The organism is Streptomyces coffeae (assembly GCF_016741875.1).
Classification (GTDB): Bacteria; Actinomycetota; Actinomycetes; order Streptomycetales; family Streptomycetaceae; genus Streptomyces; species Streptomyces coffeae.
Genome location: NZ_JAERRF010000014.1, coordinates 144,528 through 163,551, shown reverse-complemented (window position 1 = coordinate 163,551; position 19,024 = coordinate 144,528). Strand labels below are relative to the sequence as shown.

Here is a 19,024-nt window from a genome sequence, read left to right as displayed (position 1 = left end):
ATCGCCGCCGCCCGTTCTCATCGCCCCGGGCGGCGGGACTTCACCAGGAGGACGGTGCCGCCGGCCAGGAGCGCGACGCTGAGGACGCCGAGCCCGGCGAGCAGGGCGTTGTGGCCCGTCTCGGCGAGCTCGGGCGGCCGGTGGCCGGACTGGTGGTCGCCGTCCTCCTGCTCGCCCTTTTCCTCACCGCCGGCATCGGATCCGGGGTCGGTGGTGCCGGGGTCCTCCAGGCCGGGGTCCTCGGTGCCCGGGTCCTCAAGACCGGGGTCCTCGGTGCCCGTGCCGGGGTCCTCCAAGCCCGGGTCCTCGGTGCCCGGGTCTTCCGCACCGGGGTCCTCGGCTCCGGGGTCTTCCATGCCCGGGTCCTCAGTGCCGGTGCCGGTGCCGGGGTCGGTCGTACCCGGGTCCTCGACGCCGGGGTCCTCCGTGCCCGGCTCTTCGGTGCCGAGGTCGACGTCGGCTCCGGTGTCCTCATCGGTGCCGCTGCCGGTGTCGGTGCCGGTGTCGGTGTCGGTGTCGGTGTCGGTGCCACTGCCGGTGTCGAGGTCGGTCCCGGTGTCCGACCCGAGGTCCGTGTCCGTGCCGGTGCCGGTGTCCGTACCGGCGGTGTCATCCGTGCCGGTGCCCGTGTCCGTCTCCGTACCGGAGTCCTCCGGTGTGGTCTCGGGCTGAGCCTCGGTGTCGTCCCCGGTCTCCGTATCGCTGCCGCTGCTGCTGCCGGTGTCGGCGCTGGGCGGCACCGGGACGGGGCTGCTCTCCTTGAGCCCGGTGCCGGACGACCGGGACGGGCTCGGGCTCGGACTCGGACTCGCGCTCGGGGACGGGGGCTTGGCGCGGGGCGGGGTCAGGCTCCGGGTCGACGGCGCGCTCGAGGCGGCCGTACCACCGGTGCCGGTGGTGTCCTTGGGGCGCGCCGTGGCGGAGGAGCCCGCGTCGTCCGTACCGCCCGTGCCCACACCGGCCGAGGCGCCGGTCTCCCCCGAGGCGTCCGTCTTCCCTGAGGCGTCCGTACCGCCCGTCGCCGTGTCCGTGGGCTCCGTCTCCGGCGTCTGTGTCCCCGCGCTGTCGATGCTGAACTCGTAGTCGTTGGACTGCCCGACCCAGTCGCCGTCGTCCTCACGCCGCTGGACGGCGATGGCGTTGGTGGTCACCTTCCCGCGCGGCGCGTTGTCCGCGAACCGCGTCCGTAGCTGTACGTCCACGGCCTTGCCCGCGGGCACGGTGAAGCCCTCGAATGGGTCGTCGAAGACCCCGAGATTCTCGTCCTGGTCGGTCGTCTCGAAGGAGACCGGTCGCCAGGTGCCACCGTCGGCGGCCGGGTCGAGGAACTCGAAGCGGATGTGCTCGGGCCGCAACGCGTGGGCGCGGTCGACGAGCACCGCGATGGGGTGGATGGCGCGGCAGCCGGTGTCCGTGGTGTTGCGCAGCTCCAGGTGCCAGGTGCGCCAGGCACCGCCGCGCGCGTAGTGGTCCGGCCCGCCGTGGAGGCGGGTCGCGATCGGGAACTCCGTACTGTCCTGGCTGCCGCAGACCGGTGCGGCCACCGCCGTGGACTCCGGTCTGGTGTCGGATCCGGGCTCGGCCTCCGTATCGGCCGCGTCGGCATGGGGCGCGAGCCCGTAGAGAGCCGGGACGAGCGCGATCGCGGCCGCCGGGAGGACGGCACGCAGGGACAGTGCGGTGGACAGGCGCATGAGTCACCCTCTGGAGTGCTACGGCGTTTCCCCGAGCACTCAGGTCCCTTCCACCTCCGCACGCCGACACACCGCACAAGCCGCCGATTGCCCTCGTCTGGCCCTCAACAACCCACACGATCGGCCTAGTCGGACCCGCCTCGGCTCGCCCGCCCGCCGGCCCGCACCCGTCAGCCGCGGGCGAAGAGCGGCGCGAGCACGAGCTGGGCCGCGCCCTCGACCACCGCGCGGTTGCCGCGCTCCACGACCTCCACGGGAATGATGGGACGGCTGGCGCGTGCGGAGTCCTCGGCCAGCATCATGGACACCCCGTGGACGTACGGCTCGGGGTCGGCGAGCACCACCCGGCCGCCGAGCAGCACCCGGTCGATGTCGAGCAGCCGCACCAGGTTGGCCGCGCCGATGCCGAGCAGCCGGGCCGCCACAGCGGTCTCGCCGCGTGCGACGGCGGCCAGGCACAGCGCCTCCAGACAGCCGCGGTTGCCGCAGCCGCACCGCGGGCCGTCCAGCTGGATCACCTGGTGGCCGAACTCCCCCGCGTCCGTCCGCGAGCCCCGGTAGACGTCCCCGCCGAGCACGAGCCCGGCGCCCAGACCGGTGCCCAGGTGCAGATACGCGGACGACTCCGCGGTCACCAGGCCGAGCGCGGCGGCGTTGGTGTCCTTGTCGAGGACGACGGGGAGGCCGAGCCGCCGCGCGAGCGCGTCACGCAGTTGGAAGCCGTCCCACTGAGGGAAGCCGGTGACCCGGTGCAGCACCCCGGCGCTGTGGTCGAGCGGGCCGGGCGCGGCGACACCGACCCCGAGCAGTCCGCCCTGGGCCGCCTGGTCTCCGCTCTCGTCGTCCGCCGCCGCGGCCAGGTCCACGGCCGGGGCCAGCAGCTCGCCCGCGTCCTCGATCAGGGCCCGGACCTGGGTCGAGGCGGCGGTCAGCGCCCGCTCGGCCCCCGCGCCGAAGTCGAAGTCGCCCGTCCGTACGGCCACCGGGGTGCCCGCGAGGTCGACGAGGACGGCTGTCATCTCGTCGCGGTCGAGGTGGAGCCCGATGGCGTGGCGGGCGCCGGGGACCAGCCGGAGCACGGTGCGCGGCTTTCCGCCGGTGGAAGGGCGGCGCCCGGCCTCGGTGGCCAGGCCCTCCGCCCTCAGCCGGGCGGTGATCTTGCTGACGGCTTGCGGGGTGAGGCCGGTGCGGTCGGCCAGCTCCAGCCGGCTGGCGCCCTCCTCGCCCGCGTCCCGCAGCAGGCCGAGGACCAGCGCGGCATTATGGCTGCGCAGGGCGGACAGATTGGCGCCGGACCCGGTCGCCCCGGAAATGGAACCGTTCACTCTTCCATTGTGGCGCTCGCTTGCACTTTCGCAACAGTGTTGTCAAAGTGACTCCCATGGACGACCACCACAACAGCGCCTTCCGCGTCGCACTGATCGGCTACGGCCTGGCGGGCTCCGTCTTCCACGCGCCCCTGATCGCGGCCACCGACGGCCTCGTCCTCGACACCGTCGTGACCTCCAGCCCCGAGCGGCAGCGACAGGCCCGCGCCGCGTACCCGGACGTCGTCCTGGCGGACTCCGCCGACGAGCTGTGGGGCCGCGCGGACGAGCTGGATCTGATCGTCGTCGCCTCCCCGAACCGCACCCATGTGCCGCTGGCCCGCGCCGCCCTCGAGGCGGGGCTGCCGGTCGTGGTGGACAAGCCGCTCGCCGCGACCGCCACCGAGGCCGAGGAGCTGGCCGCGCTCGCGGACGCGCGCGGACTGCTGCTGAGCGTCTTCCAGAACCGCCGCTGGGACAACGACTTCCGTACTCTCCGCAAGCTGATCGCCGATGGCGCGCTCGGCCATGTCCAGCGCTTCGAGTCCCGCTTCGAGCGGTGGCGGCCCCAGCTCAAGGGCGGCTGGCGGGAGTCCGGCGACCCGGCCGAGGTCGGTGGACTCCTCTACGACCTGGGCAGTCATCTGGTCGACCAGGCGCTCACCCTCTTCGGCCCGGTCGTCTCCGTCTACGCCGAGGTCGACGTACGCCGCCCCGGCGCGCAGACCGACGACGACACCTTCATCGCCCTCACCCACGCCGGCGGCGTCCGCTCCCATCTGTGGATGAGCGCCATCACGGCCCAACTCGGCCCGCGCTTCCGGGTGCTGGGCAGCGAGGCCGGCTATGTGAAGTACGGCCTGGACCCCCAGGAGGCCGCCCTCCGCGAGGGCCGGCGCCCGGCGAACGGCATCGAGTGGGGCGCCGAACCGGAGGGCGCCTGGGGCCGGCTGGGTGCGGGGGAATCGCCGCTGACCGGCGGTGGTCTCCCCGTACCGACCCTGCCCGGCGACTATCCGGCCTACTACGCGGGCGTGGCCGACGCCCTGCGCGACGGCGGCCGCCCGCCGGTCACCGCCGCCGAGGCCGCGGCGGCCCTGCACGTCCTGGAGGCGGCCCGGCTGTCGGCCGCCGAGCGCCGTACGGTCCCTCTGGAGGCCACGGCATGAGCACGCACTCCACCGTTCAACGCGCCGACGCGGCGGGCGATCTGATCGCCCGGCTGGAGGAGCAGGAGCGCCGGCTGCGGCTGCCCCGGCTGGACAACGACGACGCCTGGCGGCTCGGCTGTCTGATCGCCGACCTCGCCCGGGAGCGCGGCGCGGCCGTCACCATCTCGGTGCGCCGCGCCGGACAGCGTCTCTTCCACCGCGCGCTGCCCGGCACCAGCGTGGACAACGACGCCTGGCTGGACCGCAAGTGCCGGGTGGTGGAGCACTACGGCGCCGCCTCGTATCTCGTGGGCGCCCGCTTCCGGGCCAAGGGCACCACCTTCGAGGAGTCCTCGCGCCTGGACCCGGACCGCTACGCGGCCCACGGCGGCGCCTTCCCGCTCCATGTGACGGGCACCGGCGTCATCGGCGCGGTCGCGGTATCGGGCCTTCCGCAGGCGGAGGACCACGCGCTGGTGGTGGAGGCGCTGGAGCGCCATCTGTCGGCGACGGCCTGAGTCCGTCACGGCCCGACCGGCGTACGGCGGGGCCGCCGCGCCCCGAAGGGGCGCGGGGCTGTGTCGATGTGCGGCTCCGCCGCGTGGGCGCGACCAGCCACGACGCACCCGCGGACGACGCACCCGGAGGGACAAGCGACACCCTCACCCCGCCTCCCGCAGCGCGGTAGGCGCTACGCGTCCTTCAACTCCTGGCGCTGGCGGCCCAGTCCGTCGATCTCCAGCTCGACCACATCGCCCGCGCGCAGATACGGCTTGGGTTCGGGACGGCCCAGGGCCACCCCCGCCGGGGTGCCGGTGTTGATGATGTCGCCCGGGTAGAGGGTCATGAACTGGCTGAGATAGCGGACCACCTGGGCGACCCCGAAGATCTGATCCGCCGTGGTGCCGTTCTGCTGGAGCTCGCCGTTGACCCACAGCCGCAGGCCCAGCGACTGCGGATCGGGGATCTCGTCGGCGGTCACCAGCCAGGGGCCCAGGGGGTTGAACGTCTCGCAGTTCTTGCCCTTGTCCCACTGGCCGCCGCGCTCGATCTGGAAGGCGCGCTCGGAGACGTCATGGGCGATGGCGTAGCCCGCGACCGCGGCGAGGGCCGCCTCGTCGGAGTCGAGATAGCGCGCGGTACGGCCGATGACCACGGCGAGTTCGACCTCCCAGTCGGTCTTCGCGCTGCCGCGCGGGACCAGCACGGTGTCCTGCGGGCCGACGACCGTGTCCGGTGCCTTCATGAAGAGGATCGGCTCCTGCGGGAGGGCGGCGCCGGTCTCGGTGGCGTGGTCGTGGTAGTTCAGCCCGATGCACACGATCTTGCCGATACGGGCGAGCGGCGGGCCGATCCGCACCCCGCCGTCGTCGATCGCGGGCAGCGCCCCGGCGCCCTGCGCCGACGCCGCCTCGCGGATCCGGGCGAGGGCGGCGTCATCGGCGAGCAGGGCGCCGTCGATGTCCGGGACCAGGCCGGACAGGTCGCGCAGGGTGCCCGAGGCATCCAGCAGTGCCGGGCGTTCCGCGCCCGCCGGTCCCACACGCAGCAGCTTCATCTCACGACTCCCGTGGTCGAAGGGGCAAGTCCGGGGGACGGCCGGGTCGGACGATCCTCCAAGAGCTCTGTCCACTCCGCAAGACCTTGTTCACAGACCGGACCGGAGGCCGCCGACCCGGCCCGGGCGTCAGCTTCCGCCGCGGTGCAGCAGCGCCCGCTCCACCGCCGTCCATGTCGTACTGGTCGCGAGGTACAGACCCGCCGCCAGCGGGACCACGGCGGCGGTGACGAGGGTGCCGAAGGACAGCAGCGGCAGCACACGGGCCATGCCGGGCGCGCCGGGCACGACCGTCTTGCGGGCGCGCCACCAGGTCCACGTCGCCACCGCCGCGATCAGGGTGAAGAGGGCGAGGTGGACCAGCCCCCGCGAACCGTCCAGCGCCCCGTCCCACCGGCCGCCGAGCGGGGCGCCCGCCAGGGTGTGGTCGAGCAGGTCACCGGCGCCGCTGCCGGTGGAGAAGACGTGGTACATGACGAAGAAGACGGGGAGCTGGACGAGGGCCGGAAGACAGCCCGCCATCGGCGAGGCACCCTCCTTGGCTCGCAACTCGCCCAGGGCGCGCCGCATCCGCTCGGGGTCGTCCCGGTGGCGGCGGCTCACCTCGGCGAACTTCGGGGCCAGCCGGGCCCGTGCCTTCTCACCGCGCACCGCCGCGCGGGTCAGCGGATGCAGCGCGGCGCGGACACAGAGGGTGAAGACCACGATCGCGGCGGCCGTCGCGGACGCCCCGAAGAGCGGGTCGAGTTGATCGGCGATGGTGGACAACAGGGTGCCGAGGCAGGAGAAAAGAGACATGGGAGAACTCCGCGGATCTCGTCGTGCCGGACGGCCGGATGACCGGATGACCGGTGGCCGGATGGGTGAATCGGCGTGACGAACCGCGCGGCGTGGCGGTACGGGTGGAGATGCGCCGGTGCGTAAGGCCCGTGCGGCCCTGCGCGTTACGCCTGCGCGGCCGTCAACGGACGACGGCCGGGCGCTCGCGGCCTCGGGCGGCCCGAGGCGTCCGGATCCCGCTGGGGCAGAAAGGCGGTACGGCGCTCCCGGTCCCTGATCGCGGTGCGGATCCGGCCCGGCGGGGTGGGCACCCGGCCGTGGGAGGCCAGCAACGCGCGGGTCAGCAGCGCCGCCGCGACGGCGGCGGTGGCGGCCGTGGTGGCGGCGAACGCGACCGCGCTCACCAGCCCGGTCTGGGTCAGCAGGGCGCCGGTCAGCAGGAACAGACACACACCCAGGTGCATCCGCAGCCGCTCGAACCGGTGGGTCATCCCGCCGTTCCCCCTACTCCCCCGTCACTTTGGTCCGTTCAGTGTAAGCGTCCCCGCGCCCTACCCGGCCGTGCGCGGTACTGCCGTCTTCAGCCGCCCCCACACCACCAGCCGGTAGCGGGAGGTGAATTCGGGGGTGCAGGTGGTCAGGGTGAGGTAGTAGCCGGGCGCGGTGTAGCGCTGCCGCGGATGGGCCGAGCTGTACGGCACCTTCGCGATCACCGTGCCGTCGGACGGCGAGGTCCGCGGCACGGTGCGCTCGACCACATAGGTGTAGCGGGCCTCCGCGGTGTCGATGCGCACCGTGTCCCCGCGGCGCACCTCGTCGAGCTGCCGGAACGGCTCACCGTGGGTGTTGCGGTGCCCGGCGAGCGCGACGTTCCCCGCCCGGCCGGGCTGGGCGGTGCCCGGGTAGTGGCCCACGTACCCCTTGTTGAGCACGGCGGACCGGCTGACGCCCTCGGCGACCGGGACCGTCAGCCCGATGCGCGGGATGCGCAGCACGGCGTACGACTGGTCCCGCCGCGGGGCGCGGGCGCCACCGGCCCCCGGGCCGGTGCGGGCCGTGGTGGCGCGTTCGTGGTCCGGGCCCCGCCCCGGGGAGGAGTCCCGCGGGCCCGCGTCCGGTGCGGTGGTGTCGTGGCCCCCGGTACGCCACTCCCGCTCCAGGGCCGCCACCTCGCGCTGGGCGCCCTGATGCGCCTGACGGTTGGTCCACCACAGCTGATGGACGACGAAGAGCAGCACAACAAGCCCGAGGGTGACCGCCATTTCACCCGCGGTCCACAGCACCCGGGCGGCCACCGCACGCCGCCCCCGCCGTGCGCCACTGCGCCGTAACCACCGCTCCCGCGGCCCCTGGCCTCGTTGACGTCGCACACCGGTCTCCCTCCGGGGAGGGGCACCATAGGCCCTGCCGCTCACACCTGCCAGAGACGTGCCGACGTCAACCGCCCAGCGCGCGCGAGAGCGTGTAGATGACCAGCCCGGCGAGCGCGCCCACCACGGTGCCGTTGATCCGGATGAACTGGAGATCCCGCCCGATATGGGCCTCGATCTTGCGTGAGGTGTGCTCGGCGTCCCACCCCGCCACCGTCTCGGTGATCAGCGAAGTGATCTCGTCCCGATAGGTCGTCACCACATAGACGGCGGCGTCTTCCAGCCAGCCGTCGACCTTGCCGCGCAGCCGTGTGTCCGTCATCATCCGTGTGCCCAGCGACAGAATGGCCGTCCGCGCCCTGCGCCGCAGCTCACTGCGCTCGTCCTCGGCCGCCGCGACGATCATCGAACGGACCGAGGCCCAGGTCGAGGCGATCAGATCCTGCACCTCGGCGCGTCCCAGCACCTCCCGCTTCAGCCGCTCGACCCGCGCCCGGGTGTCGGTGTGCGTCTGGAGGTCCTCGGCGAAGTCGGTGAGGAAACGGTCCACGGCGCCGCGCGCCGGATGGGCGGGCATGTCACGCATCTCACTCACAAAGCGCAGCAGTTCCCGGTAGACCCGCTCGCCCACCTTGCGGTCCACGAACCGCGGCGTCCAGCCGGGGGCGCCGCCGGTCACCGCGTCCATCACCGATTCGTTGTGCTCGACCAGCCAGTCGTGGGCGCGCAGACACACCAGGTCCACGGCGCGGTGGTGGCCGCCGTCCGCGACGATGTGCGCCAGCAGCTTGCCGAGGCCCGGCGCGATCTCCTGGGCGTCGGCCCGGCGGGTGATGGCCTCGCCCACCACCGCCTGCACATCGGAGTCGCGCAGCACCGTGAGCGCACCGCGCAGCGCGGTGGCCAGCTCGTCCGTCACCCGGTCGGCGTGCGGGGGTTCGGCCAGCCAGGTGCCGAGGCGTTCGGCGATGCCGACCGAGCGCAGCCGCATCCGGACGACGTCGCCGGAGAGGAAGTTCTCCCCGACGAACTCGCCCAGGGCGCTCCCGAACTGGTCCTTCTTGGTGGGAATGATGGCGGTGTGCGGGATGGGCAGCCCCATCGGCCGCCGGAACAGCGCGGTGACCGCGAACCAGTCGGCCAGCGCACCGACCATGCCCGCCTCGGCCGCCGCGGCGACATATCCCGTCCAGCCGCCGGCCCCGGAGGACGCTGCCCACTTGGCGAGGGTGTACACCAGCGCGACGGCGAGCAGCATGCCGGTGGCGAGCGTCTTCATCCGCCGCACACCACGCCGACGCTCCTGGTCGAGCGGGGTGTCCGCGATGAGGCCGCCCGGACCGCCGCCGGGCGGTCTGTGCGCCGTATCACCCGCTGTTGTCCGGTTCATTCGCTCCACCCGGTCGCGCTGCCCCTCATGCATTGTCTCTTTCCTGTTTCAGTCCCCCACTTGTGGAACGAACGGCGAGTTCCCGTCGTCTGTCCGGGGTAGCGACCCCGCACACTTGGGGGAAGGCCGACGGGCGGACCCATAGCCCGCCGTGGGATCATGGGGGGACCGACCGGACCCTTTCGGCGCTGCTGACACACTCGCAGTTCCTGTCCACGTATCGGAGCCCCGGGCTCCGCCGCCCGAGGAGACAACCCGCCCATGAGCGTGCCTTCTATGCCCAGACGCACGGGCTATACCGTGCTCGCTGCGCTGGCGGCCGTGGTGATCCTCGTCTCGACCGCGATATTCGTCGGGCTCGGTGGCGACAAGGGCGACATGGACACCGATGCCCGCACCCGCGGTTCCGCCGACCCGGCCTCGTCCGGTTCCTGGGTCGGCACCTGGTCCACCTCGGCGGCCGCCGCCGAGCCGAGGGCCACGCTCCGCGGGCTGTCCGGCATGTCGATACGGAATGTGGTGCGCAGCAGCGTCGGCGGCTCCAGCGCCCGGATCCAGCTCTCCAACTTCTACAGCGCCCGCCCGCTGACGATCACGCATGCCTCGCTGGCGCTGGCGGCCGCGCCCAGCAATCCCACCGCCGCGACCGGTACGATGCGCCGCCTCACCTTCGGCAACCGCTCCTGGGTGACCATTCCGCCCGGCAAGGCGGCCACCAGCGACCCGGTCCGGCTCACCATCCCGGACGCCGCGGATCTGCTGGTCACCACCTACGCCCCGCAGGCGTCCGGCTCGGTCACCTACCACCCACACGCCCGCCAGACCTCCTACATGGCGCGCGGCGACCGTACGGAAGACACCGCGGGCGCGGCGTACACCGAGCAGAGCCCGTACTGGCGCTATCTGACCGGCGTGGACGTGTGGTCCAAGGAGGCACAGGGCTCGGTCGCCGTGATCGGCGACTCGATCACCGACGGCATCACCTCCACCGCCGGGGCCAACCGCCGGTGGACCGACTTCCTCGCCGAGCGGCTGCGCACCGAGCCCGGAGCGCCCCGGCTGGGCGTGCTCAACCAGGGGATCAGCGGCAACCGCGTGCTGAGCGACGGCACCCAGTACCCGCCCAACAACCCCAGCGGACTTTCCCGGTTCAACCGCGATGTGCTCTCCCGCACCGGTGTGAAGGCCGTGGTCATCGAGCTGGGCATCAACGACATACTCCGTATCCCCCATCAGACCGACCCGAACAAGATCGTGGCCGGGCTGAAGCGGATGACCGAGCAGGCCCACGCCCGGGGTATGCGGGTCGTCGGCGCCACCCTGACCCCGTTCTACGGCCACCGCGGCTACACCCCGCGGCTGGACGCCGTACGGGAGCAGATCAACGCCCAGATCCGCTCCGGCAAGGTCTTCGACGAGGTCGTGGACTTCGACAAGGCGCTGCGCGACCCGATCAGCCCGCTGCGGCTGCGGCCCGTCTACGACTCGGGCGACCATCTGCACCCGAGCGACGCGGGCTACCGGGCGATGGCGCAGTCGCTGAACCTGGACCACCTGAAGGGCACCGCGGCAGCCGAGCTGTAAGGCGCGCGGCCCCCTTTTTTGAGGGCTCGGTTCGCCTCCAGGGCGCCAAAGCCCCTGCCGACAGTCGACCGTGCTCGACCCCCCTTTTGAGGGCTCGGTTCGCCTCCAGGGCGCCAAAGCCCCTGCCGACAGTCGACCGTGCTCGACCCTTCGTGCCTCAGGGCCTCCGCGCGCTCTCCCTTACGACAGCGGCGCGCCCCTTCGGCTCACTCGCCGGGCCCCGGGAGGCGGTCCGCCAGGACGCGGCGTACCCTGCCCCGGCCGGAGCGCCTCAGCCCCTGTCGACGGTGCACCGTACTCGGCTCACTCGCCGGGCCCCGCGAGGCGGTCCGCCAGGACGCGGCGTACCCTGCCCCGGCCGGAGCGCCTCAGTCCCGGTCCTCCCGCGGCCGGTCCTTCTCGAAGGACACTCGCCGCCCCTCCTTGCGCTCCCGCCGCTCGGCCCGCGCCAGCTCCTTGCGCTCGGACTTGAGCTGGCGGCGTTCGGCCTTCAGCCGCCGCGCCTCCGCCTTGCGCAGCTTGCGCTCCACGCTGACCCCGCCGAAGATCGCCAGCCCGGTCACGGTCACCCGGGGCGCGCCGGGGTCGCCGTCGGCCTCCCCGCTCTGGTCGAAGCCGCCCATGATGCCGATGCCGCCCACATGCGTCTCGATGTCCGGCGGCACGATGACCTGTACCCCGCCCATGAGGGCGAAGCAGCGGATCACCGTCTCGCGGTCTTCGAAACGGGCCTCGCGCAGATCGATCTCCCCGCCGCCCATGAGCGTGAAGGCGGTGAAGTTGCGCGGTGCGGTCCAGGTGCCCTTGCGCTGGAAGCCGCCCATGATGGCGACGGCCATGCGGGAGGTGGGCGTGCCCCCGATCCGCCCGTCCCCGTCCCCACAGCTCTCGGGCGCGGACAGCGCGCCGGGGGTGGTTCCGGGCACCGGGAGGTCGCGGACCAGCGGCTCCAGCTGGGCGTGGGTACGCGCCGTGTAGGCCGCGTCCAGCCGCTCCTCGAACTCCTCCATGTCGAGGCGGCCTTCGGCGACGGCTTCCCGGAGCACCTCGGCGATGCGCTCGCGCTCGGCATCGGAGGCCCGCATCTGGGATTCGCCCGGGATGTCGGGGCTCGCCCCCTGGGAAGAACCAGCGCTTGTCATGCGGACAGCGTAATGGCGGCCGCCCAGCTCGGCGGGTCAGGTATCCGTGCCGCGGACGTCGTCACCGGCCGCCGCACGGCCGGGGACCAGCATGCGCGCGATGACGTCCTCGATGTCCGGCTCCCGCAGGGACAGATCCACCAGCGGATAGCCGTCGGCCACCGCCGCGACCACGGGCGCCGCGCTGCTGGTCGCCGGGAACGCCAGCCACTGCCGGGGCCCTTCGACCCGTACCGTGCGGGCACCGGGGATCTCGATGGGCGGCATCTCCCGCTCCAGGTCGACCACCAGCGTGCGTTCGCTCTCCCCCACCGCGTGCAGCGCGTCGAGCCCGCCGTCGTGGACCAGCCGACCGTGGTCGATCACCATCACCCGTCGGCACAGCTGTTCGATATCGGTGAGGTCATGCGTGGTCAGCAGCACGGTGGTGCCGCGCTCGGCGTTCAGATCGCGCAGGAACTCCCGAACCTTCGCCTTGCTGACCACATCGAGCCCGATCGTCGGCTCGTCGAGATACAGCACCTCCGGATCGTGCAACAGCGCCGCCGCGATATCACCGCGCATCCGCTGGCCGAGCGAGAGCTGACGCACCGGCACCTCCAGCAGCGCGGCGAGGTTCAGCAGCTCCACACAGCGGTCCAGGTTCTCCCGGTACCGGGCGTCGGGAATCCGGTACATCCGCCGCACCAGGGCGTAGGAGTCACGCAGCGGCAGATCCCACCACAGGGTGGTGCGCTGGCCGAAGACCACTCCGATCCGGCGGGCGAGCCGGGTCCGCTCCCGTGCGGGATCGATCCCCGCGACCCTCAGCCGCCCTCCGCTGGGCAGCAGAATCCCCGTCAGCATCTTGATGGTGGTGGACTTCCCGGCGCCGTTGGGCCCGATGTAGCCGACCATCTCACCGCGCCGCACCCGGAAGCTGATGCCGTCCACGGCACGCACCTGGCGCCGCTCACGGCGCAGCAGCCCGGCACGGCGCCGTACCTCGAAGACCTTCTCGACGCCGTCCAGCTCGATCAGGGCGTCACCGGAGCCGCCCGTCCCGTCCGTACCATCCCTACCGTCCACAGCGCCCGTCCCGTTCATCGCTCAGCTCCCCGTGCTCTGATACGCCCGCAGCCCCGCCCGCCAGGCCAGCCCGGCCAGCGCACCGCACCCGGCCGCGACCAGCGGCGCGCAGAACCCGATCCAGCCGGGCAGGCCCAGCGGATCGGGGCGGCCCAGGATGTGCAGCGCGGGCAGCCAGTTGACGAACGCCAGCGGAATGACGAAGGTGACACCGCGCAGCAGCTCCTTGGCGAAGATCGTCGGCGGATACTGCAACAGCGTGTTCCCGCCGTACGTCACCGAGTTCTGCACCTCGCTGGCGTCCGTGGCCCAGAACTGGAAGGCGCCGCCGAGCACAAACACCGCCCCGAAGATGGCACCGCCGCTCAGCAGCATCACCGGCACCAGCAGCACCCGGTCGGCCGTCCAGTCGATGTCCAGCCGGACCAGCGCCCAGCCCAGCAGCAGCGCCCCCTGACTGATCCGGCCGAGCCTGCGCAGCGAGAACCGGTCGGCGGCGACCTGGGCCAGGACTGGCACCGGCCGCACCAGCAGGGTGTCCATGGTGCCGTCGCGCACCCGGCGGCCGACTCGCTCCATATTGCCGAGCAGCAGATCGGCCAGACCGAAGGCGGTGCTGGTGGTGCCGTAGAGCAGGGCGACCTCCGGCAGGCTGAACCCGCCGAGGCTGCCGATGTGCGAGAACATCAGCGTGATGGCCACGAAGTCCAGCCCGGTCGCGGCGAAGTTCCCCAGCGTCATGATGAGGAACGAGGTGCGGTACGCCATCGTCGAGCGCACCCACATCCCCACGATCAGCACATAGGCGCGCAAGCCCTGGAGCACTACGGAGCCGTCCGCCCGGTCGGCCGTACGCTCACCCACCCTGGACCACCACCTTCCGGGTGGCGACCGACTGGAGCAGCCGCCCGGCCGCGAACAGCACCACCGCCCACGCCGTCTGGAAGCCGAAGGCCCACAGCAGCCCGGTGCCCCGGTGCTCCTCCAGGAAGACATCGGCGGGCACCTGGAGGATGGCCGACCAGGGCAGGGCCCGTGCCACCTCGCCGAGCCGCCCCGGGAAGACATGCAGCGGCAGGATCATCCCGGAGAAGAACAGGCACAGCAGTCCGCTCAGCATGCTCAGCCCCGCGCCGTCGAGCAGCCAGAAGGCGGCGAGCGCCACCAGATAGCGCACCGCGAACCCCACACACACCCCGAGCGTCACCGACACCAGGAACCACAGCCAGGTCAACGGCGAGGCGGGCAGGGTGAGTCGGAAGGCCAGCGCTCCGAGGAGCATCGGCACCACACCGCGCCCGAGCAGCTGGAACAGCGCCCGCCCCAGATCCCCCGCCAGCCACCACAGCTGGAGGTCGACCGGGCGGTAGAGGTCCACGGCGATGTCACCGGAGCGGATCCGCTCCTGGAGCTCCTCCTGAAAGCCGCCGCCCATCAGCGCGGTGGCCGCGAGCAGCGCCTGCCCCAGCCAGACGAAGGTGAGCGCCTGGGAGAGGTCGTAGCCGCCCAGATGCGGGCGCTCGTCCCACAGCGCGGTGTAGGTGTACGCGATGATGAAGCCGAAGACGGTGTTGGTGAACACCCCGGCGACGGTGGCGATCCGGTAGGTCGAGTAGCGCTTGAAGCCGCTCACCGCGACGGCCGCGTACAGCCGCATCCGCCCGTTCCCCCCTCCCTTGAGCCCCCTCGAGGCCCCTCGAGATCCCTTGAGACGCTCCCCCGTTTTTCTGCCCGGTCCGCCCGGCACCCCCCGACTGGCCCCACCGGCACCAAAGTTCAGGAGCCTAGCCCGGCTGCCGGACGAGCGGCGAGGGATTTTTCACCGAAAGGTGTGAGGGAAATCATCCGTTCAGCCGGTCACAGACCCATCACGGGTGCGCGCCAAGGAAGCGGGCCGGAACGGATGATGCGACAGTGCTTTATGGGGCGTACAACGCGAATCGCCCGACCAGGTACGATTCCGCCGCGGCGCAACCCTCGACGGCGGCCGAGGAGTCTCAGGAGACATGAGCGACGAGCCCCAGCTGATCGTCGGCAGCGCAGCCGGCACGGGCGCCCAGAGTGGCAGAGGCAGTAGCAGCGGCAGGTCCGGCAAGGGCAGAAAGAACCGTCCCCAGCGCACCGGATGGCGTCGGCTGATCCCCACCTGGCGGATGGTGCTGGGCGGCTTCCTGCTGATCGTTCTGCTGGTCGCCGGCGGGCTCGTCACCGGCTATCTGCTCGTCGACATCCCTCCGGCCAACAAGGCCGCCATCGCCCAGAGCAATGTGTTCACCTACTCCGACGGCACCCCGCTGGCCCGCGAGGGCAAGGTCAACCGGGAAAGCGTCCCGCTCAGCCAGGTGCCCAGGAACACCCAGCACGCGGTGCTGGCCGCCGAGGACCGGGACTTCTACTCCGAGTCGGCGATCAACCCCGTGGCGATGGTCCGGGCCGGGTGGAACACCGCCACCGGCAAGGGCAAGCAGTCCGGCTCCACCATCACCCAGCAGTACGTGAAGAACTACTACCTGGACCAGGAGCAGACCGTCTCCCGCAAGGTGAAGGAGTTCTTCATCTCGATAAAGCTGGACCGCGAGGTGAGCAAGGGCAAGATCCTCGAGGGCTATCTCAACACCAGCTACTTCGGGCGCAACGCCTACGGCATCCAGGCCGCCGCCCAGGCGTACTACGGCAAGGACATCGGGCAGCTGGACACCGCCGAGGGCGCGTATCTGGCCACCCTGCTCAACGCTCCCAGCGCCTATGACGTCGTCTCCCACCCGCAGAACAAGCGGCAGGCCGTGGCCCGCTGGCACTACGTCCTGGACGGCATGGTCAAGAAGGGCTGGCTGAGCCGGGCCGAGCGGCAGAAGATGACCTTCCCCGCGCCCACCGCGGCCCGCGCCCCCTCCGGTCTGTCCGGGCAGCGCGGCTATCTGATCGAGGCCGTTCAGGACTACCTCACCAGCAACGGGATCATCGACGAACAGACCCTGGCGCGCGGCGGTTACCGCATCACCACCACGATCGACCCCGAGCGGCAGCACGCCTTCTCCGCGGCCGTGCGCGAGCGGCTGATGAGCAAGCTCAGCAAGGACCGGAAGGTCGACTCCTACGTCCGCGCGGGCGGCGCCTCGATCGACCCGAAGACCGGCAAGGTGGTCGCGCTCTACGGCGGCATCGATTACACCAAGCAGTTCGTCAACAACGCGACCCGCCGTGACTACCAGGTGGGCTCCACCTTCAAGCCGTTTGTGTTCACCTCGGCGGTGCGCTACGGGTCCACCACCCAGGACGGCCAGACGATCACGCCGGACACGCTCTACAACGGCGACAACAAGCGCGAGGTGATCGGCCGGGACGGCCCGACCGGCTACTCCCCCGAAAACGAGGACAACGTCGACTACGGCGACATCGACGTCACCGCGGCCACCGACAACTCGGTGAACTCGGTCTACGCGCAGATGGCCGAGGACGTCGGTCCGGGCAAGGTCAAGCGGACCGCCCTCGACCTCGGCATCCCCGCGAAGACCCCCGATCTGCACTCCTCCCCCTCCATCGCGCTGGGCCCGGCCACCGCCAGCGTGCTGGACATGACCGAGGCGTACGCGACCCTGGCCAACCACGGCAAGCACGGGCACTACTCGCTGGTCTCGGAGATCACCAAGGACGGCGAGCCGGTCGGGCTCCCGTCCCGGGACAGCCGGCAGGCCATTCCGCGCGTCGCCGCCGACACCACCACCCAGGTGCTCCAGAGCGTGGTCGACGGCGGCACCGGCACCGCCGCCCAGGCCGCCGAGCGCCCGGCCGCGGGCAAGACCGGCACCGCGGAGGAGGACAAGGCGGCCTGGTTCGCGGGCTACACCCCGGATCTGGCAACCGTCGTGGCCGTGATGGGCCAGGACTCCAATACGGGCGTGCAGAAGCCGCTGTACGGGGCGACCGGGCTGGAGCGGGTCGCCGGCGGCGACTACCCCGCGGAGATCTGGGCCGAGTACACCGCGAGCGCGCTGGAGGGGAAGCCGGCGGCCGAGTTCGATCTGCGGCTGGAGGACGGCAGCGACACCCCGGAAGACGTCCCGACCACCCCCGAGGCCCCGGCCACCCTGCCGCCGGTGGTGACCACGCCTCCGGCGCCCACCCCGCCGGACACCTCGGTCCCGACCCTGCCCACCGACGTCCCGGACGTGCCGACCGACGTCCCGACCTTCGAGGCGCCCACGGGGCTCCCGACCGGGGAGCCATCGGCGGAGGACCCCGGTGACGGCGAGGGTGACGAAGGCGGGGGCGAAGTACCGGATCCCGGCGGTGGTCTGGACGGCGGCTGAGGGCCGCCGAAAACATGACGGAGGGTGGTGACGCGGTCACCACCCTCCCTTGCTTCGAGAGGACTCCGGGCAGCCTTACCGATGGCGCTACAGATACAGCCCGGTGGAGTCCTCGGCGCCCTCCAGCCGCTCGGCGGCCACCGCGTGCAGATCGCGCTCCCGCATCAGCACATAGGCGACCCCGCGCACCTCGACCTCGGCCCGGTCCTCCGGGTCGTAGAGCACCCGGTCGCCCGGCTCCACGGTCCGTACGTTCTGCCCGACCGCGACCACCTCGGCCCAGGCCAGCCGCCTGCCGACCGCCGCGGTCGCGGGGATGACGATGCCGCCGGAAGACCGGCGCTCGCCCTCCGGAATGTCGGTACGGACCAGCACACGGTCGTGCAGCATCCGGATGGGCAGCTTGTCATGGGTCGTGTTCGCACTCACGTCATGACCGTACCTGGCCGCGGGGTGTACTGAGGCCCCAGGGCGGCCGGAGCACGGACCGGAGCCGGGGCGGGTCAGCAGCGGCGGCGCCGCGAGGACATCGCGAGCAGCCCGACCAGCCCCACCACGACCAGCGCGGCCGGCACGATCCGCTCCATCCGGGGCGCCCCGTCCTCACTCACCAGCTGGCCGCGCACGCTGGTGACCATGCGGTTCGCGGAGACGTAGGCCCGCCCGGCGGTCCGGTCCACGGCCGACGCCGCCTTCGCCTTCGCGTCCCCGACGATGGTCTTCGGGTGCAGCCGCACTCCGATCTCGTCGAGCGTCACGGCGAGCTCCTGCCGCCGGCGGGCGATATCCGCCTCGATCTGCGCAGGGGTCCTGGCATCCGACACCGCGCTGCCTCCGTCAGTCTCGATGATTCGTAATGGACAGTCTGTCAGCTCGTCCTCTTCGCCGCCCCATGGCACCCCCGGTCGCAAAGCTGGCTAATGTCGGTATGTACCCGATGCCACGAGGAGCACCCGAACCATGAGCGAGCGACTTCAGCCCGGCGACACCGCCCCCGCCTTCACCCTCCCCGACGCGGATGGCAAGGAGGTCTCGCTCGCCGACCACGCCGGCCGCAAGGTCATCGTCTACTTCTACCCCGCCGCCCTCACCCCGGGCTGCACCAAGCAGGCGTGCGACTTCACCGACAACCTCGCCTTCCTCGCCGGCCACGGCTACGACGTCATCGGCGTCTCCCCCGACGAGCCCACGAAGCTGGCCACGTTCCGCGAGAAGGAGAACCTCAAGGTCACTCTCCTCGGCGACCCCTCCAAGAAGATCCTCGAGGCCTACGGCGCCTACGGCGAGAAGAAGCTCTACGGCAAGGTCGTCACCGGCGTCATCCGCTCCACCGTGATCGTCGACGAACACGGCAAGGTCGAGCGCGCCCTCTACAACGTCAAGGCCACCGGCCACGTCACCAAGATCATCAAGGACCTGGGGCTCTGACCCCGCCCTCCCGGCAGGTCCCGCACCACATGGTGCGGGACTCGTGCGACAGGTGGTCGCACACACACAAGTGCACGGATACTCTCACCATTGCCGGCCCGGTAGCATGGCCTGCGATTGCGGCCGTGGCGTAACTGGCAGCCGCGCGGCGTTTAGGTCGCCGTGGGAGAAATCCCGTGTGGGTTCGAGTCCCACCGGCCGCACATGTCCAGGGGCGCCTCACAAACCCAGTGAGGCGCCCC

The 19,024-nt window shown here is 71.9% G+C and carries 18 protein-coding genes and 1 tRNA gene; 6 read left to right on the top strand and 13 right to left on the bottom strand.

Annotated elements, in window-relative coordinates; translation table 11 throughout:
* Positions 1-17: 17 nt before the first annotated feature.
* Together JK363_RS23865 and JK363_RS23860 are read right to left on the bottom strand one after the other, a co-directional pair.
* A complete protein-coding gene (locus tag JK363_RS23865) occupies positions 18-1,694 on the bottom strand; it encodes a hypothetical protein (RefSeq protein WP_201877124.1) in 1,677 nt (558 codons plus the stop codon).
* A 170-nt stretch (positions 1,695-1,864) separates the two neighbouring features.
* Entirely contained in the window at positions 1,865-3,019 is a 1,155-nt protein-coding gene (locus JK363_RS23860; RefSeq protein ID WP_201877122.1) for an ROK family transcriptional regulator, read from the bottom strand.
* A gap of 56 nt (positions 3,020-3,075) precedes the next feature.
* On the opposite strand from JK363_RS23860, the gene JK363_RS23855 reads away from it, so the two are divergent.
* Positions 3,076-4,170 carry a Gfo/Idh/MocA family protein gene (locus JK363_RS23855; protein WP_201877120.1) on the top strand — a complete coding sequence of 365 codons (1,095 nt, stop codon included), beginning with the start codon at positions 3,076-3,078 and terminating at the stop codon, positions 4,168-4,170.
* On the top strand, positions 4,167-4,670 hold the full coding sequence (locus JK363_RS23850; protein ID WP_201877118.1) for a heme-degrading domain-containing protein: 504 nt from the start codon (positions 4,167-4,169) through the stop codon (positions 4,668-4,670). The genes JK363_RS23855 and JK363_RS23850 overlap by 4 nt, the downstream gene beginning before the upstream one ends.
* Before the next feature lie 173 nt (positions 4,671-4,843).
* On the opposite strand, the gene JK363_RS23845 is transcribed toward JK363_RS23850, so the two are convergent.
* From JK363_RS23845 to JK363_RS23825, 5 genes are all read right to left on the bottom strand, one after another.
* Complete coding sequence (locus JK363_RS23845; RefSeq protein WP_201877116.1) at positions 4,844-5,710, bottom strand: fumarylacetoacetate hydrolase family protein; 867 nt, start codon at positions 5,708-5,710, stop codon at positions 4,844-4,846.
* Between the two features lie 129 nt (positions 5,711-5,839).
* Positions 5,840-6,508 carry a YidC/Oxa1 family membrane protein insertase gene (locus JK363_RS23840; protein WP_201877114.1) on the bottom strand — a complete coding sequence of 223 codons (669 nt, stop codon included), beginning with the start codon at positions 6,506-6,508 and terminating at the stop codon, positions 5,840-5,842.
* 146 nt (positions 6,509-6,654) lie between these two features.
* On the bottom strand, positions 6,655-6,981 hold the full coding sequence (locus JK363_RS23835) for a DUF6412 domain-containing protein (protein ID WP_201877113.1): 327 nt from the start codon (positions 6,979-6,981) through the stop codon (positions 6,655-6,657).
* Between the two features lie 60 nt (positions 6,982-7,041).
* On the bottom strand, positions 7,042-7,752 hold the full coding sequence (locus JK363_RS23830) for a class E sortase (RefSeq protein WP_201877206.1): 711 nt from the start codon (positions 7,750-7,752) through the stop codon (positions 7,042-7,044).
* A gap of 175 nt (positions 7,753-7,927) precedes the next feature.
* On the bottom strand, positions 7,928-9,250 hold the full coding sequence (locus tag JK363_RS23825) for a DUF445 domain-containing protein (protein ID WP_236076052.1): 1,323 nt from the start codon (positions 9,248-9,250) through the stop codon (positions 7,928-7,930).
* A gap of 276 nt (positions 9,251-9,526) precedes the next feature.
* On the opposite strand from JK363_RS23825, the gene JK363_RS23820 reads away from it, so the two are divergent.
* Positions 9,527-10,834, top strand: a complete 1,308-nt coding sequence (locus JK363_RS23820; protein WP_201877110.1) for an SGNH/GDSL hydrolase family protein — start codon at positions 9,527-9,529, stop codon at positions 10,832-10,834.
* 368 nt (positions 10,835-11,202) lie between these two features.
* On the opposite strand, the gene JK363_RS23815 is transcribed toward JK363_RS23820, so the two are convergent.
* The 4 genes from JK363_RS23815 to JK363_RS23800 all read right to left on the bottom strand — a co-directional run bounded on the left by JK363_RS23815 (position 11,203) and on the right by JK363_RS23800 (position 14,701).
* Positions 11,203-11,976, bottom strand: coding sequence for a DUF1707 SHOCT-like domain-containing protein (locus JK363_RS23815; RefSeq protein ID WP_236076051.1), 774 nt, complete (start codon positions 11,974-11,976; stop codon positions 11,203-11,205).
* 36 nt (positions 11,977-12,012) lie between these two features.
* Positions 12,013-13,062 carry an ABC transporter ATP-binding protein gene (locus tag JK363_RS23810; RefSeq protein ID WP_236076050.1) on the bottom strand — a complete coding sequence of 350 codons (1,050 nt, stop codon included), beginning with the start codon at positions 13,060-13,062 and terminating at the stop codon, positions 12,013-12,015.
* Between the two features lie 3 nt (positions 13,063-13,065).
* Positions 13,066-13,830, bottom strand: coding sequence for an ABC transporter permease (locus JK363_RS23805; RefSeq protein ID WP_201877202.1), 765 nt, complete (start codon positions 13,828-13,830; stop codon positions 13,066-13,068).
* A gap of 70 nt (positions 13,831-13,900) precedes the next feature.
* A complete protein-coding gene (locus tag JK363_RS23800) occupies positions 13,901-14,701 on the bottom strand; it encodes an ABC transporter permease (RefSeq protein ID WP_201877109.1) in 801 nt (266 codons plus the stop codon).
* Positions 14,702-15,050: 349 nt separating this feature from the next.
* Between JK363_RS23800 and JK363_RS23795 the strand changes: the two genes are divergently transcribed.
* Positions 15,051-17,354: a transglycosylase domain-containing protein gene (locus JK363_RS23795; protein WP_201877108.1), complete on the top strand. Its 2,304-nt coding sequence runs from the start codon at positions 15,051-15,053 to the stop codon at positions 17,352-17,354.
* Positions 17,355-17,441: 87 nt separating this feature from the next.
* Here JK363_RS23795 and JK363_RS23790 read toward each other — a convergent pair whose 3' ends face one another.
* Together JK363_RS23790 and JK363_RS23785 are read right to left on the bottom strand one after the other, a co-directional pair.
* On the bottom strand, positions 17,442-17,744 hold the full coding sequence (locus tag JK363_RS23790; protein ID WP_051886695.1) for a GroES family chaperonin: 303 nt from the start codon (positions 17,742-17,744) through the stop codon (positions 17,442-17,444).
* A 113-nt stretch (positions 17,745-17,857) separates the two neighbouring features.
* Positions 17,858-18,178, bottom strand: a complete 321-nt coding sequence (locus tag JK363_RS23785) for a DUF3618 domain-containing protein (RefSeq protein WP_201877107.1) — start codon at positions 18,176-18,178, stop codon at positions 17,858-17,860.
* Between the two features lie 136 nt (positions 18,179-18,314).
* On the opposite strand from JK363_RS23785, the gene bcp reads away from it, so the two are divergent.
* Both bcp and JK363_RS23775 read left to right on the top strand, forming a co-directional pair.
* On the top strand, positions 18,315-18,782 hold the full coding sequence (gene bcp / locus JK363_RS23780; RefSeq protein ID WP_201877106.1) for a thioredoxin-dependent thiol peroxidase: 468 nt from the start codon (positions 18,315-18,317) through the stop codon (positions 18,780-18,782).
* A 119-nt stretch (positions 18,783-18,901) separates the two neighbouring features.
* Positions 18,902-18,985 (top strand) — tRNA-Leu (locus JK363_RS23775).
* Positions 18,986-19,024: the final 39 nt, after the last annotated feature.